The sequence below is a fragment of the Pseudomonas sp. Leaf127 genome (assembly GCF_001423155.1).
Classification (GTDB): domain Bacteria; phylum Pseudomonadota; class Gammaproteobacteria; order Pseudomonadales; family Pseudomonadaceae; genus Aquipseudomonas; species Aquipseudomonas ovata.
Genome location: NZ_LMOA01000001.1, coordinates 374082 through 389755 on the forward strand (window position 1 = coordinate 374082; position 15674 = coordinate 389755).

Below are 15674 nucleotides of genomic sequence, written 5' to 3' on the forward strand. Positions count from 1 at the left end.
CTGATGCAACACTCCTTCAGGCTCAATGAGGAGTGTTCATGCTAACCCAGGAAGAGGATCAGCAGCTGGTCGAGCGCGTTCAGCGTGGCGATCGGCGAGCATTTGATCTGTTGGTGCTGAAATACCAGCACAAGATTCTCGGGTTGATCGTGCGATTCGTGCACGACACCCATGAAGCTCAAGACGTGGCGCAAGAAGCCTTTATCAAGGCGTACCGCGCACTCGGCAATTTCCGCGGCGACAGTGCTTTTTATACCTGGCTGTACCGCATCGCTATCAACACAGCGAAAAACTACCTGGTGTCGCGCGGTCGGCGACCACCGGACAGCGATGTCAAGTCCGAAGACGCAGAATTCTACGACGGCGATCATGGCCTCAAGGATATCGAGTCACCGGAGCGGTCATTGTTGAGGGATGAGATCGAAAGCACTGTGCATCGAACCATCCAGCTTCTCCCTGAAGATTTGCGTACAGCCCTAACTTTGCGCGAATTCGATGGTCTGAGTTATGAGGACATTGCGAGCGTCATGCAGTGTCCGGTGGGTACCGTGCGCTCTCGGATCTTCCGCGCTCGGGAAGCCATCGACAAAGCCCTGCAGCCGTTGTTGCAGGAATCCTGAGACAGCGGCGATAGCCAAGAGAGGAACCGCCATGAGTCGTGAAGCCCTGCAGGAATCGCTGTCCGCAGTGATGGATAACGAAGCGGACGAACTGGAATTACGTCGTGTGCTGAGTGCCATCGACGATGCGGATACACGTGCCACCTGGTCGCGTTATCAGGTTGCCCGTGCAGCGATGCACAAGGAACTGCTCGTACCCCACCTGGACATCTCGGCCGCTGTATCGGCTGCGATTGCCGACGAAGCTTCGCCGTTGAAGCCGGGTCGCGGTCCATGGCGGACCCTGGGTCGTCTGGCGGTAGCCGCCTCGGTGACCGTTGCGGTACTGGCAGGCGTACGCCTGTACAACCAGGACGAAATCACCGGTGCACAGCTGGCGCAACAGAACCAGCAACCTGCCAACCTGTCGGTCGCTCAGCCCCAGGGGCCTGCGGTACTGGCCGGTTATACCGAAGAAGTTGCCGGCCCTGCCAACGGCGCTGTACAGGCCCAGGCCGGTGCAGACGACCAGCGTGTGCCAGGCTACCTGCGTCAGCATGCCCAGCAGGCGGCCCTGAAGGAGACTGAAAGCGCTCTGCCTTACGCACGCGCTGCCAGCCTGGAAAACCGCTAAGGAAGAGTATGCGAGCCACTCCTCTATTGCCTTTGTTGTTCAGTGGATGGCTAGCCGCTCCTGCGTATGCCGATGATGCGCAAGACCTCTTGAAGCGTCTTGCGCAAGCCGAGCAGCAACAAAGCTTTCAAGGGACTTTTGTCTACGAGCGTAACGGTGGTTTTTCCACCCACCGCATCTGGCACAGCGTCGAGCAGGGCAAGGTGCGTGAGCGTCTTCTGCAACTCGACGGCTCGGCTCAGGAGATCCTGCGTGTCGATGGCCTGACGCAATGCGTCAGCGGCACGCTGGTGACGGGGCTGGCCAATCTGCCCGATCCTTCCGGGCGCGTCCTGGATGTCAGAAAGCTGTCCGCCTGGTATGACATGCAAGTGGCTGGCAAGTCCCGCGTGGCGGGTCGTGCCGCGACCATTCTGGTCATGTCGCCCAAGGACCAGCACCGATACGGTGTCGAGCTGCACCTGGACGATGAGACCGGCATGACCCTCAAGTCGCTGTTGCTCAGCGAAAAGGGCCAGTTGCTCGAAAGGTTCCAGTTCACCGAATACGATCCTTCGCAGTCTCTCGATGAGCGATCACTCCAAGCCAGTGCCGACTGCAAGTCGTTGCCGTCTCCCAGAAACAAGCCTGCTACCCAGGTGCCGTCCAAGCCCGTTGCCTGGCATGCAGAATGGCTGCCGCCGGGGTTCGAGCTGGGGAATGAGTCCGTACGCAAGGATACCGGGTCCAGTGGTCAGGTCATCAGCCTGCTGTATGGCGACGGTCTGACGCGCTTTTCGGTCTTCATTGAGCCGGTCGCGGCCAAGGTGGCACCCGACATCCGTACCCAGTTCGGGCCCACGGCTGTGGTGTCGCGTCACCTGAGTTCAGCCCAAGGCGAAAATATGGTGACTGTGGTCGGCGAGATACCGGTCGGCACGGCTGAGCGGATTGCCCTGTCCATGCGCCATGGCGATGCGGCGGGTGCCCGTTAGTCGGTGAACGCCGCTGACGGTGCATCGACGGCAGATGTAAAAGGTTTCACTTCGGCTGCTGCGGGCATACAGCCTATAGTCTGTCGGGTCTGGAGCGGTTCGACGGAAATATCTGGTGAGCTTTGCACGTTGCAAAAAGCCTGAATTTTTTCTATAGGTCACAGCCTCACAGCTGTGACCTTTGTCGTTATGAGGCCTGAAAACGCTGACCACCGTGCAGCCTGCTGCCAGGGTCGCAAGGCCCGGGCTGATGGATCAGTCGCTCTGTCGCTTAATTTTGCTCGTATCCACGGGAGCCGTATGTCGATACCACGTTTGAAGTCTTGTTTCTCATTGATGGCTGCAGTGCTGATGCTCGGCCAGATCGCTGCGGTCCAGGCAGAAGACCTGCCGGATTTCACGGGGTTGGTCGAACAGGCCTCGCCTGCCGTTGTAAACATCAGCACCCGCCAGAAAATGCCCGAGCGTGCCCTGGCCGGCCAGGGCGCGGACCTTGAAGGCCTGCCGCCGATGCTGCGCGAGTTTCTCGAGCGCAGCGTGCCGCCGGGCTCACGCTCGCCCGGTCGCGGGGATCGCCAGCGCGAGGCCCAGTCGCTGGGCTCGGGTTTCATCATTTCCGATGACGGCTATGTCCTGACCAACAACCATGTGGTCGATGGCGCTGACGAAATCCTCGTTCGTCTGTCCGATCGCAGCGAGCTCAAGGCCAAGCTGGTCGGCACTGACCCGCGCACTGATGTCGCAGTCCTGAAAATCGAAGGCAAGAACCTGCCAACGGCCAAACTGGGTAACTCCAATACCCTCAAGGTGGGGGAGTGGGTACTGGCCATCGGCTCGCCGTTCGGCTTCGACCATTCGGTGACCAAGGGCATTGTCAGTGCCAAGGGCCGCAGCCTGCCGAATGACACCTATGTGCCGTTCATCCAGACCGACGTGGCGATCAACCCGGGTAACTCCGGTGGCCCGCTGTTCAACATGAAAGGCGAGGTGGTGGGCATCAACTCGCAGATCTTTACCCGCTCCGGTGGCTTCATGGGCCTGTCGTTCGCCATCCCGATCGATGTGGCGATGGACGTGGCCAACCAGCTCAAGTCCAGCGGCAAGGTCAATCGTGGCTGGCTGGGCGTGGTCATCCAGGAAGTGAACAAGGACCTGGCTGAGTCCTTCGGCCTGGAGCGGCCGGCCGGTGCCCTGGTGGCGCAGGTGCTCGAAGACAGCCCGGCGGCCAAGGGTGGCCTGCGTGTCGGTGACGTGATCCTCACCGCCAACGGCCAGCCGATTGTCATGTCCGCCGATCTGCCGCACCTGATCGGCAACCTCAAGGATGGCAGCAAGGCCGAGCTGGAAGTGATCCGCGACGGCAAGCGCCAGACGGTCAACGTTACCGTCGGCGCCCTGCCGGACGAAGGCCAGGAGATGGGGGTGCCGGGCGCCGGTGTCGAGCGCAGCAGCAATCGCCTGGGCGTTTCGGTGATCGAGCTGACCGCTGAACAGAAGAAGAGCCTGGAACTCAAGGGTGGCGTGGTCATCAAGGAAGTCCAGGGCGGCCCGGCGGCGCTGATCGGCCTGCAGAGTGGTGATGTGCTCACCCATCTGAACAATCAGGAGATCGTGTCGGCCAAGCAGTTTGCCGAAGTGGCCAAGAGCCTGCCCAAGAACCGCTCGGTGTCCATGCGCGTCCTGCGCCAGGGCCGCGCCAGCTTCATCACCTTCAAGCTGGCCGAATAGCCAGCGTGACAGGCACACCAGAAGGGCGGCGCAAGCCGCCCTTCTGCATCACGGTGCAGGCTTGCCTTGCAGCAAGCGTGACGCCCCGGCGTTCCTTCAGGTACAATTCCCGGCTATTTTTCAGCGGGCGATTTGCCTGTGCCCCTTTTTGAGTGTTGATCCGTGAGTGATTTGAGCCACATTCGTAATTTCTCCATCATCGCCCACATCGACCATGGCAAGTCGACCCTGGCCGACCGCTTCATTCAAATGTGCGGTGGCCTGTCCGAGCGCGAAATGGAAGCGCAGGTCCTCGATTCCATGGACCTCGAGCGTGAGCGCGGCATCACCATCAAGGCCCACAGCGTTACCCTGTACTACAAGGCCCGCGACGGCATCACCTACCAGCTGAACTTCATTGACACCCCGGGCCACGTCGACTTCACCTATGAAGTCAGCCGGTCACTGGCGGCCTGTGAAGGTGCCTTGCTGGTGGTCGATGCCGGGCAGGGCGTTGAAGCCCAGTCGGTCGCCAACTGCTACACCGCCATCGAGCAGGGCCTGGAAGTCATGCCGGTCCTGAACAAGATGGACCTGCCGCAGGCCGACCCGGACCGGGTCAAGGACGAGATCGAGAAGATCATCGGCATCGACGCCACTGACGCGGTGGCGTGCAGCGCCAAGAGCGGCATGGGCGTCGACGAGGTCCTCGAGCGCCTGGTCGCGACCATCCCGCCACCGGTAGGTGAAATCGACGCACCCCTGCAGGCGCTGATCATCGACTCCTGGTTCGACAACTACCTGGGCGTCGTGTCCTTGGTGCGCGTGCGCCAGGGCCGGGTCAAGAAAGGCGACAAGATCCTCGTCAAGTCCACCGGCAAGGTGCACCTGGTCGACAGCGTCGGCGTGTTCAACCCCAAGCACTCCGCCACCGTCGACCTCAAGGCCGGTGAAGTGGGCTTCATCATCGCCGGCATCAAGGAGATCCTTGGCGCGCCGGTGGGTGACACCCTGACCCTCAACACGACACCTGATGTCGAGATGCTGCCAGGTTTCAAGCGTATCCAGCCTCAGGTGTATGCCGGCCTGTTCCCGGTCAGCTCCGATGACTTCGAAGACTTCCGCGATGCCTTGCAGAAGCTGACCCTCAACGACTCGTCGCTGCAGTACATGCCGGAAAGCTCCGACGCCCTGGGCTTCGGTTTCCGCTGTGGCTTCCTGGGCATGCTGCACATGGAGATCATTCAGGAGCGCCTGGAGCGCGAGTACGACCTGGACCTGATCACCACCGCCCCGAGCGTGATCTACGAGATCAAGCTCAAGACTGGCGAAACCGTGTACGTCGACAACCCGTCGCGCCTGCCGGATGCCTCGGCCGTGGAAGACTTCCGCGAGCCGATCGTGCAGGCCACCATCCTGGTGCCGCAAGAGCACCTGGGCAACGTCATCACCCTGTGCATCGAGAAGCGTGGCGTGCAGCGCGACATGCAGTTCCTCGGCACCCAGGTGCAGGTGCGCTACGACCTGCCGATGAACGAAGTGGTGCTGGACTTCTTTGACCGCCTGAAGTCGACCAGCCGCGGCTACGCGTCGCTGGACTACCATTTCGACCGCTATCAGTCGGCCAACCTGGTCAAGCTCGACGTGCTGATCAACGGCGACAAGGTCGATGCCCTGGCGCTGATCGTGCACCGCGATAACGCGAACTATAAAGGCCGCGCGCTGACTGAGAAGATGAAGGAACTGATTCCAAGACAGATGTTCGACGTTGCCATCCAGGCCGCCATTGGCGGGCAGGTGATCGCGCGGACCACTGTCAAGGCGCTCAGAAAGAACGTATTGGCCAAATGTTATGGCGGTGACGTCAGCCGTAAGCGCAAGCTGCTCGAGAAGCAAAAGGCCGGTAAGAAACGCATGAAGCAGGTCGGCAACGTGGAAATTCCACAAGAAGCCTTCCTTGCAGTGCTCAGGTTGGAATAGCAGGTCATATGTCACTAAATTTCCCGCTGTTGTTGGTCATCGCTGTATTCGTCTGCGGCCTGCTGGCCTTGATCGACCTGGTTTTCCTGGCGCCCAGGCGCCGTGCGGCCATTTCGAATTATCAGGTCAGTGTCGGGCAGCCGGACATGGCGGTCGTCGAGCGCCTGAGCAAGGAACCGATCCTGGTCGAGTACGGCAAGTCGTTCTTTCCGGTACTGTTCATCGTGCTGGTGCTGCGCTCGTTTCTGGTCGAACCGTTCCAGATTCCGTCAGGCTCGATGAAGCCGACTCTCGACGTGGGCGATTTCATTCTGGTCAACAAGTTCTCGTATGGCATCCGCCTGCCGGTGCTGGACCAGAAGGTGATCCAGATCGGTGATCCCAAGCGCGGCGATGTCATGGTGTTCCGCTACCCGAGCGACCCGAGCGTCAACTACATCAAGCGTGTAGTGGGCCTGCCGGGCGACCGGATCCGCTACACCAGCGACAAGCGGCTGTTCATCAATGACCAGCTGGTGGCCAAGACCCTGATCGGCAGCGAACCGGGTACGCTGGGCAGTGCCGAGCTGTATTCGGAGAAGCTGGGCGAGGTCGAGCACCAGATCCGCCAGGAAATGACCCGCTACCGCGCGCCGCCGGATACCCAGTGGACCGTGCCGGCCGAGCACTATTTCATGATGGGCGACAACCGCGACAACTCCAACGACAGCCGTTACTGGGATGACCCCAATATTCCCAAGGACGAGCTGGGCATGGTCCCGGATCGCAACATCGTGGGCAAGGCCTTCGCGGTCTGGATGAGCTGGCCCGAGCCCAAGCTCAGTCACTTCCCGACCTTTTCACGGGTCGGGCTGATCAAGTAATCGATGCGGCGCTGTTCGAACAGCGCCGTATGTCATTTGGAACGCTCGAAACCCTGACTTGAACACCCCAGGTCGAAAAGCAGGCAGGTCGAGCTACGCTTGGACATGAACATGACGTTTGCTGGTAAGCAAAGGGGATTGTCGCTGATCGGGCTGCTATTGCTGCTGGGGTTCATCGCATTTGCGCTGAGCACAGCCTTCAAGGTGGTGCCGCACTACATCGACTACTTTTCCCTGCGCAAGGTCATCGAAACGGCCGTAGACAACCCGTCACTGGGCATCGAGTCGGTCGACGACTTTTACAGTTACGTCGGTAAGAACATGCAGGTCAACACTATCCGGGATGTAGATTTGAAACAGGCTTTAAGACTGAAGGTGGAGAACAACAGGTTCGTGGCCCACCTCGATTATGAACAACGTGAACCCCTGATCTTCAATGTCGACCTGGTCATGAAGTTCGACAAGCAATTCAGCGTGGCCAAACCGTGAGTGCATCTCTGAGTCGTCTCGAGCGTCAGCTCGGCTATACCTTCCGTGACCAGGAACTGATGATCCTGGCACTGACCCATCGCAGCTTTGCCGGTCGCAACAACGAACGCCTTGAGTTCCTGGGCGACGCGATCCTCAACTTCGTGGCCGGCGAGGCGCTGTTCGAGCGTTTCCCGCAGGCCCGTGAAGGGCAGCTGTCGCGGCTGCGTGCCCGCCTGGTCAAGGGTGAAACCCTGGCGCTGCTGGCCCGTGGCTTTGCGCTGGGCGAGTACCTGCGCCTGGGCTCGGGTGAATTGAAAAGCGGCGGTTTCCGTCGCGAGTCGATTCTGGCCGATGCCCTGGAAGCCCTGATCGGTGCGATCTACCTGGATTCTGACATGGCCACTGCGCGCGAACGCGTGCTGGCCTGGCTGACCAATGAGTTCGACAGCCTGACCCTGGTCGACACCAACAAGGACCCGAAAACCCGCCTGCAGGAGTTTCTGCAGTCGCGCGCGTGCGATCTGCCGCGCTACGAGGTGGTGGACATCCAGGGCGAGCCGCACTGCCGGACCTTCTTTGTCGAGTGCGAAATCAGCCTGTTGAACGAAAAAAGCCGCGGCCAGGGTGTCAGCCGGCGTATTGCAGAGCAGGTCGCCGCTGCCGCGGCCCTTATCGCCCTGGGCGTGGAGAATGGCAATGACTGATACAAACGTAACCCGCTGCGGCTATGTCGCGATTGTCGGCAGGCCCAACGTGGGCAAGTCCACGCTGCTCAACCACATTCTCGGCCAGAAGCTGGCGATCACCTCGCGCAAGCCGCAGACCACCCGGCACAACATGCTGGGGATCAAGACCGAGGGCGATGTGCAGGCGATCTACGTCGACACCCCCGGCATGCACAAGAACAGCGACAAGGCCCTGAACCGCTACATGAACAAGACCGCCTCGGCGGCGTTGAAAGACGTCGACGTGGTGATCTTCGTGGTGGACCGCACCCGCTGGACCGACGAAGACCAGATGGTCCTCGAACGCATCCAGTACGTCGAGGGCCCGGTGATCCTGGCGATCAACAAGACCGACCGCCTCGAAGACAAGGGCGAGCTGATGCCGCACCTGGAGTGGCTGCAGGGTCAGTTGCCGAAGGCCTCGATCGTGCCGATCTCGGCCCAGCACGGGCACAACCTGGAAGCGCTCGAAGGGCTGATCGCCTCGCACCTGCCCGAGAACGACCACTTCTTCCCGGAAGACCAGATCACCGACCGCAGCAGCCGTTTCCTGGCTGCTGAACTGGTGCGCGAGAAGATCATGCGTCAGCTGGGCGCCGAGCTGCCGTACCAGATCACCGTCGAGATTGAAGAGTTCAAGCAGCAGGGGCGTGTGTTGCACATCCATGCGCTGATCCTGGTCGAGCGCGACGGGCAGAAGAAAATCATCATTGGCGACAAGGGTGAGCGCATCAAGCGCATCGGCAGCGATGCACGCCGCGACATGGAAGTGCTGTTCGACTCCAAGGTCATGCTCAACCTGTGGGTCAAGGTCAAGGGCGGCTGGTCCGACGATGAACGCGCCCTGCGTTCGCTGGGCTACAACGACCTGTAAGCCCCCTGGCGACCGGGCCACGCCACGTGCGTGGCCGGTCGCCGTTTTCCCTTCTGCGAGCCCTGCCCGATGAGCACGCCCATCGCTCAACCTGCCTTCGTGTTGCACAGCCGGGCGTATCGCGAAAACAGTGCGCTGGTCGATTTCCTGACGCCCCAGGGCCGGCTGCGTGCCGTGCTGCGCAATGCGCGTGGCAAGGCCGGTACGCTGGCACGGCCGTTCGTGCCCCTGGAGGCCGAGTTTCGCGGCCGCGGCGAGCTCAAGAACGTCGGGCGCATGGAAGGCGCCGGCATTGCCCGCTGGCTGGTGGGCGAAGCGCTGTTCAGTGGCATGTACCTCAATGAACTGCTGATTCGCCTGTTGCCCACCGAAGACCCGCACCCGGCGGTCTTCGATCATTACGCCGCCACCCTGGTGGCCCTGGCCGAAGGCCGGCCGCTGGAGCCGTTGCTGCGCTCGTTCGAATGGCGGCTGCTCGATGATCTGGGCTATGGCTTTGCGCTGGACACCGATGTCGAAGGCCAGCCGCTGGACGCCACGGGCCTGTATCGCCTGCGGGTCGATGCCGGGCTGGAGCGGGTGTGGCTGTTGCAACCGGGGCTGTTCCAGGGCATCGAGCTGCTGGCCATGGCCGAAGCCGACTGGAGCGTGCCTGGCGCCCTGGCGGCCGCCAAGCGCCTGATGCGCCAGGCGCTGGCGGTGCACCTGGGCGGGCGGCCACTGGTCAGTCGCGAACTGTTTCGCAAGCCGTGAACAGGCTTTATGCTCTGCGGCCTGTCTTCCATAGATAACCCCCTGACTTGCAGGAGATCCTCGTGACCCATAGCCCTCGTATCCTTCTTGGCGTGAACATCGACCACGTCGCCACCCTGCGCCAGGCTCGCGGCACCCGCTACCCGGACCCGATCAAGGCGGCGCTGGATGCCGAAGAGGCGGGGGCCGACGGCATTACCGTGCACTTGCGTGAAGATCGCCGGCACATCCAGGACCGCGACATCCTGTTGCTCAAGGACGTGCTGCAGACCCGCATGAACTTCGAAATGGGCGTGACCGAAGACATGCTCGCGTTCGCCGAACGCCTGCGTCCCGCCCACGTATGCCTGGTGCCCGAAACCCGCCAGGAGCTGACCACCGAAGGCGGGCTGGACGTGGCCGGCCAGGAAGAGCGCATCAGAGCGGCGGTCGAGCGCCTGACGAAGGTCGGCAGCGAGGTGTCATTGTTCATCGACGCCGACCCTCGACAGATCGAAGCCGCCAAACGCGTCGGCGCGCCGGCCATCGAACTGCACACCGGCCGCTACGCCGATGCCGAGACACCGGCCGAGGTCGCCGTTGAGTTGCAGCGCATCGCCGACGGTGTGGCGCTGGGCGTGGCTCAGGGACTGATCGTCAACGCCGGTCATGGCCTGCATTACCACAACGTCGAAGCCGTGGCGGCGATCAAGGGCATCAACGAACTGAACATCGGCCACGCCCTGGTGGCGCATGCACTGTTTGTCGGCTTCAAGGCGGCGGTGGCAGAGATGAAAGCGCTGATTACCGCCGCTGCCCGATGACAGGGTTATAGCAATGATTGTCTCGTAGGAGCCCGCTTGCCGGCGACCGAGTGCGCAGCGCTCGCAAAATTGTCGAAACGCTGAAAATCTGCAGCGAATGACTGAAAAATTTATGAAACGCTGCAAATTTACGACTGCTAACGCAGCCGGTCGCGGGCAAGCGCGCTCCTACCACGGCAGCGCGGCGGATTATCGGTTACCGCCCAGGCGCACCTGAACGCCGCCTTCGAAACACCTGGTGCGCTACCTGCAAATGATCTTCAACAAGGTGACCGTCAGCTGAATCGGCCTTGTAGGAGCGACCCACGGTCGCGAAAAGGCCGGCACCTCCAGCGCCTGACCGTCAGCATTCGCGACCGTTGGTCGCTCCTGCCTGCCATTCAGTGACATGTCAGGGCTTGCGGCCGATCACCACGGCGCGCATCGGGGCCGGCAGGCCTTCGACGGTGCGGCTGTGGTCATCGGGGTCGAGGAAGTCGCCCAGCGACTGATAGCGCATCCAGTCGGTGCTGCGCTGCTCCTGGACGCTGGTGATGCTGACGTCCACGCAACGCACGTCGACGAAGCCTGCCCGGCGCATCCACAGTTCCAGCGCCGCCACCGAGGGCAGGAACCAGACGTTGCGCATCTGCGCGTAGCGGTCTTCCGGCACCAGCACCTGCTGGACATCGCCCGGTACCACCAGGGTTTCCAGTACCAGTTCGCCACCCTTGAGCAGGCAGTCCTTCAGGGCCAGCAAATGGTCGATGGGCGATTTGCGGTGGTAGAGCACGCCCATGGAAAACACGGTGTCGAAGCCTTCCAGCCCCGCCGGCAGATCTTCCAGGGCAAAGGGCAAGTGCCAGGCCGGCAGATCCGGCAGGTAGCGCTGCATGGCCTGGAACTGGCAGAAGAACAGCCAGTTGGGGTCGATGCCGATCACGCTGTCAGCCCCGGCACCCAGCATGCGCCACTGGTAATAGCCATTGCCGCAGCCGACATCCAGCACGCGTTTGCCGGCCAGGTTCAGGTGGGGCGCCACGCGCGACCACTTCCAGTCCGAGCGCCATTCGGTGTCGATGTGCACACCGAACACATCGAACGGTCCCTTGCGCCATGGCGACAGCCCCATCAAGGCGCTGTGCACCTGGGCGCGGGTCTGTTCATCGCAGTCCACGTCCAGGGTAAAGCCGTCGAGCAGGTCGACATGGCTGGGCATCAGCGCCGGCAGCGCCTGCAAGGCTGCACTCCAGCGCTCAAGGTCGCCATGCCCCTTGGCCATCTTGGTGTCGAGCTGGACTTGCAGGCTGTCGGCCCATGTGGCCAGGGGAGTGTTCGCCAGGCGGCGAACCAGTGGAGCGAGATCGATCATGGCAGGGCTATCAACGAGGCAAAGTTAATGCATTGGAACCACAGCACCACGCGTGAAAAACCGGCTTCGCGCAGGCGCTGGCGGTGTTCTTCGAGGCTGTCGGGTTTCATGACGTTTTCGATGGCACTGCGCTTCTGGGCAATTTCCAGTTCGCTGTAGCCGTTGGCGCGCTTGAAGTCCAGGTGCAGCTCGGTCAACAGCGCCTGCTCATCGGGGTCGTTGAAACGCAGCTTTTCCGACAGGATCAACGCGCCACCGGGCACCAGGGCCTGGCGGATGCGGCTCAGCAGCGCCAGGCGCTGCTCGGGGGCGATGAACTGCAAGGTGAAGTTGAGCGCCACCACCGAGGCCGGCTGCCAGGGCAACTGAAGAATATCGGCTTCGATGACCTCGACCGGCAGCAGCTCCTGGAACATCGAATTCTGGGCATTCAGGTACTCGCGGCAACGCCCGACCATCGCCGAAGAGTTGTCCACGGCAATCACCCGACAGCCATCCTGGCGCACATGACGGCGCAAGGCCTGGGTCACGGCCCCCAGCGAACAGCCGAGGTCGTAGAGTACGCTGTCGGGGCGGGCGAAATGCGCGGCGATCACGCCAAGGTTTTCAACGATGGCCGGATAGCCGGGCACCGAGCGTTTGATCATGTCCGGGAAGACCCGTACCACGTCTTCGTTGAAGGCGAAGTCGGGCACCTGGGGCAGGGGCTGGGAAAAGAGGCGATCGGGTGGCTGGTTCACGGCGATTCCGGCGCAAGGTGTGCAAAGGCCGGCATTCTAGCCAAGTTGCGGGCCGGATGCATGGGCCTGTGCCATCAGGCTGACCAGTCGCCTGCCTAAGCTCTGTACGAAAAGTCGGTGAGCGAAGGTCAGGCAAGGCAAAAAGCGGCGAGTAAGCGCAGTTGACACGTGTCAATGAGCATTGCGAGTCGATTTTTAACGCCGCATGGCCGAGCGCAGCCACTTTACGTACAGAGCCTAGATCACCCTGACCAGGCATTCGAAGGTGCCCTGGGGCGCCGCTTCAGGCTCCCAGGGTTGCTTGTACTCAAGCCGCAGGCGCGCGGTGCCGGCCTCTGTCGCCTTGTAGCGCCACACCGATTGACCGCCGCTGCCGACCACCACCTCTGCACCCTTGTCGGCGTTGTACACCTCCGGTCCCAGGCTGCGCAGGATACCGGCTGCCGGTTCGCGCACCTGCCAGCGAAAGCCGGTGCTGGGGTTGCTGGGCAACGACAGGATCAGCGTCTGCCCGCGGGTCAGCGCCAGCGGGCAGTCGCCTTGATCGTCCAGCGAGACGATGGCGTCCGGGGTGTGTGCGCACGCGGTCAACAAGACAAGGCTGATGGGCGCGAGCAGTCGGGCTGAGGTCATGGCAAGGTCCGTTTTGGGCAAGACAAGGCGGCAGGATAACCGATCTTGCCCGCACGGATCAGAACAACACTTTGGCTACATCACTGAAGCGCTTGGCGAAGTGCACGGTCAGGCCCTCCTTGAGGTATTCCGGCAGTTCCTCGAAATTGCCCCGGTTCGGTTCCGGCAGGATCAGCTCATTGATTTTCTGCCGGCGCGCGGCAATGACCTTTTCCCGCACCCCGCCAATGGGCAGCACATGCCCGGTCAGGGTCAGTTCGCCGGTCATGGCCACGCCTTTTTTCGGCGCCTGGTTACGCGCCAGCGACAACAAGGCGCTGGCCATGGTGATGCCGGCGCTCGGGCCGTCCTTGGGCGTGGCGCCCTCAGGCACATGCAGGTGCACGAAGGCCTCATCGAAGAAACTGGCATCGCCGCCAAACTTCGACAGGTTGGAGCTGACATAGCTGTAGGCGATTTCGGCCGATTCCTTCATGACCTCACCCAACTGGCCGGTGAGCTTGAAGCCGCGGTTCTGGGTATGGATACGCGTGGCCTCGATCGGCAGGGTCGCACCGCCCATGCTGGTCCAGGCCAGGCCGGTGATGACACCGGTGCCAGACAGCACCTGCTCGCTGCGAAACACCGGCATGCCGAGCAAGGCTTCGAGGTCCTTGGGACCGATCTTGATGACCGCGTCCGGCGTCTCCAGCAACTTGACCACCGATTTGCGCACCACCTTGCCCAGTTGCTTTTCCAGTTGCCGCACGCCGGACTCACGGGCATACCCTTCGATCACCGCGCGCAGGGCGGCATCGCTGATCGACAGGCTGCTCTTGGCCACGCCGGCCTTCTGCAGTTGCTTGGGCCACAGATGACGCTTGGCGATGGCCAGTTTTTCTTCGGTGATGTAGCCGGCCAGGCGGATCACTTCCATCCGGTCGATCAACGGACCCGGGATCGAGTCCAGGGTGTTGGCCGTGCAGATGAACAACACCTTGGACAGGTCCAGGCGCAGGTCCAGATAGTGGTCGAGAAATTCGACGTTCTGTTCCGGATCCAGGGTTTCCAGCAGCGCCGAGGCCGGGTCGCCCTGGTAGCTCTGGCCCATCTTGTCGATCTCGTCGAGCATGATCACCGGGTTCATCACCTCGACGTCCTTGAGCGCCTGCACCAGCTTGCCTGGCTGGGCGCCGATGTAGGTGCGGCGGTGACCCTTGATCTCGGCTTCATCGCGCATGCCACCGACACTGAAGCGATAGAACGGCCGGCCCAGCGATTCGGCGATGGAACGGCCGATGCTGGTCTTGCCCACGCCCGGCGGGCCGACCAGCAGCACGATGGAACCGGCGATCTCGCCCTTGTAGGCGCCGATGGCGAGGAATTCGAGGATGCGCGACTTGATGTCGTCAAGCCCTGCGTGATGCTGGTCGAGCACCTTGCGGGCATGCTTGAGGTCAAGCTTGTCGGCGCCAGTGACGCCCCACGGGATCGAGCTGGCCCAGTCCAGGTAATTGCGGGTCACGGCGTACTCGGGTGAGCCGGTTTCCAGGATCTTGAGCTTGTTCAGTTCTTCATCGATTTTCTTTTGTGCCTGGGCGGGCAGGGTCTTGCCTTCCAGGCGCTGCTCGAACTGCTCGATGTCGGCGCTGCGATCATCCTTGCTCAGGCCCAGCTCCTGCTGAATGACCTTGAGCTGTTCCTTGAGAAAGAACTGGCGCTGGTGCTCGCCGATCTTGCGGTTGACCTCGGCCGAAATCTCTTTCTGCAAGCGCGCGACTTCAACTTCCTTGCGCAACATGGGCAGGACTTTTTCCATGCGTCGCAGGATCGGCACGCAATCGAGCACGCCTTGCAGGTCCACGCCGCTGGCCGAGGTCAGTGCGGCGGCAAAGTCGGTCAGGGGTGAGGGGTCGTTGGGGCTGAAGCGGTTGAGATAGTTTTTCAGCTCTTCGGTGTACAGCGGGTTGAGCGGCAGCAGCTCCTTGATCGCATTGATCAGGGCCATGCCGTAGGCCTTGACCTCGTCGGTCGGGTCATTGGAAGTCTGCGGATACTCGACTTCGACCATGTAAGGCGGGCGGTGATGCTTGAGCCAGGTCTTGATCCGCACCCGCGACAAGCCTTGGGCCACGAACTGCAAGCGACCGTTTTCACGGCTGGCGTGGTGGACTTTTACCAGCGTGCCATACTCCGGCAGGGCCTTGGTATTGAAGTGGCGCGGGTCTTCCTGCGGGGTGTCCATGAAAAACAGCGCCAGCGAATGATGGTCCGACTTGCTGACCAGCTCCAGGGTCTCGGCCCAGGGCTCTTCATTGACGATGACCGGCAGCACTTGCGCCGGAAAAAACGGGCGATTGTGAATCGGGATGATGTAGACCTTGTCCGGCAGGTTCTGTCCGGGCAGTGTCAGCGAGGTGCCTGAGCCGAGGTTGACTTCGTATTCGGTGGCGTCGTCGTGTGAATCGTTCGGCTGGTCGCTCATGGTGCACCTGGGAAATTGAACATGCAGCTTAGATGGGGCAAGCGCGCTCAGGTTTCAATGGCTGCAGTCGATAGCGTGTCATAGGGATGAAACAGGCCGGCTG

15 protein-coding genes are annotated in these 15674 nt (G+C 61.8%); 11 read left to right on the top strand and 4 right to left on the bottom strand.

What is annotated here, in order from left to right:
• Window positions 1-38 precede the first annotated feature (38 nt).
• The 11 genes from rpoE to pdxJ all read left to right on the top strand — a co-directional run bounded on the left by rpoE (window position 39) and on the right by pdxJ (window position 10383).
• Entirely contained in the window at window positions 39-620 is a 582-nt protein-coding gene (gene rpoE / locus ASF84_RS01700; RefSeq protein WP_056834582.1) for an RNA polymerase sigma factor RpoE, read from the top strand.
• Between the two features lie 31 nt (window positions 621-651).
• Window positions 652-1233: an RseA family anti-sigma factor gene (locus ASF84_RS01705; RefSeq protein WP_056834584.1), complete on the top strand. Its 582-nt coding sequence runs from the start codon at window positions 652-654 to the stop codon at window positions 1231-1233.
• Between the two features lie 8 nt (window positions 1234-1241).
• Window positions 1242-2207: a MucB/RseB C-terminal domain-containing protein gene (locus tag ASF84_RS01710; protein WP_056834585.1), complete on the top strand. Its 966-nt coding sequence runs from the start codon at window positions 1242-1244 to the stop codon at window positions 2205-2207.
• A gap of 306 nt (window positions 2208-2513) precedes the next feature.
• Window positions 2514-3935, top strand: coding sequence for a DegQ family serine endoprotease (locus tag ASF84_RS01715; RefSeq protein ID WP_177339443.1), 1422 nt, complete (start codon window positions 2514-2516; stop codon window positions 3933-3935).
• Window positions 3936-4097: 162 nt separating this feature from the next.
• Window positions 4098-5894, top strand: coding sequence for a translation elongation factor 4 (gene lepA, locus ASF84_RS01720; RefSeq protein ID WP_056834589.1), 1797 nt, complete (start codon window positions 4098-4100; stop codon window positions 5892-5894).
• An 8-nt stretch (window positions 5895-5902) separates the two neighbouring features.
• Window positions 5903-6757 (top strand): signal peptidase I, encoded by an 855-nt coding sequence (gene lepB / locus ASF84_RS01725; RefSeq protein WP_056834591.1) that lies wholly within the window; start codon window positions 5903-5905, stop codon window positions 6755-6757.
• 111 nt (window positions 6758-6868) lie between these two features.
• Complete coding sequence (locus tag ASF84_RS01730; protein WP_056835333.1) at window positions 6869-7246, top strand: DUF4845 domain-containing protein; 378 nt, start codon at window positions 6869-6871, stop codon at window positions 7244-7246.
• Window positions 7243-7932, top strand: a complete 690-nt coding sequence (gene rnc / locus ASF84_RS01735; RefSeq protein WP_056834593.1) for a ribonuclease III — start codon at window positions 7243-7245, stop codon at window positions 7930-7932. Before ASF84_RS01730 ends, rnc begins: the two co-directional genes overlap by 4 nt.
• The gene (era, locus tag ASF84_RS01740) at window positions 7925-8827 is read left to right on the top strand and encodes a GTPase Era (protein ID WP_056834595.1); all 903 of its coding nucleotides are present in this window, start codon (window positions 7925-7927) and stop codon (window positions 8825-8827) included. The genes rnc and era overlap by 8 nt, the downstream gene beginning before the upstream one ends.
• Before the next feature lie 69 nt (window positions 8828-8896).
• Window positions 8897-9580 (top strand): DNA repair protein RecO, encoded by a 684-nt coding sequence (gene recO / locus ASF84_RS01745; protein WP_056834597.1) that lies wholly within the window; start codon window positions 8897-8899, stop codon window positions 9578-9580.
• 62 nt (window positions 9581-9642) lie between these two features.
• Window positions 9643-10383 carry a pyridoxine 5'-phosphate synthase gene (gene pdxJ, locus ASF84_RS01750; RefSeq protein WP_056834599.1) on the top strand — a complete coding sequence of 247 codons (741 nt, stop codon included), beginning with the start codon at window positions 9643-9645 and terminating at the stop codon, window positions 10381-10383.
• A gap of 391 nt (window positions 10384-10774) precedes the next feature.
• On the opposite strand, the gene cmoB is transcribed toward pdxJ, so the two are convergent.
• From cmoB to lon, 4 genes are all read right to left on the bottom strand, one after another.
• On the bottom strand, window positions 10775-11734 hold the full coding sequence (gene cmoB, locus ASF84_RS01755; protein WP_056834600.1) for a tRNA 5-methoxyuridine(34)/uridine 5-oxyacetic acid(34) synthase CmoB: 960 nt from the start codon (window positions 11732-11734) through the stop codon (window positions 10775-10777).
• Window positions 11731-12474 (bottom strand): carboxy-S-adenosyl-L-methionine synthase CmoA, encoded by a 744-nt coding sequence (cmoA, locus tag ASF84_RS01760; protein WP_056834601.1) that lies wholly within the window; start codon window positions 12472-12474, stop codon window positions 11731-11733. Before cmoA ends, cmoB begins: the two co-directional genes overlap by 4 nt.
• 237 nt (window positions 12475-12711) lie before the next feature.
• Window positions 12712-13107, bottom strand: a complete 396-nt coding sequence (locus tag ASF84_RS01765; RefSeq protein WP_056834602.1) for a protease inhibitor I42 family protein — start codon at window positions 13105-13107, stop codon at window positions 12712-12714.
• A 58-nt stretch (window positions 13108-13165) separates the two neighbouring features.
• A complete protein-coding gene (gene lon / locus ASF84_RS01770) occupies window positions 13166-15571 on the bottom strand; it encodes an endopeptidase La (protein WP_056834603.1) in 2406 nt (801 codons plus the stop codon).
• Window positions 15572-15674: the final 103 nt, after the last annotated feature.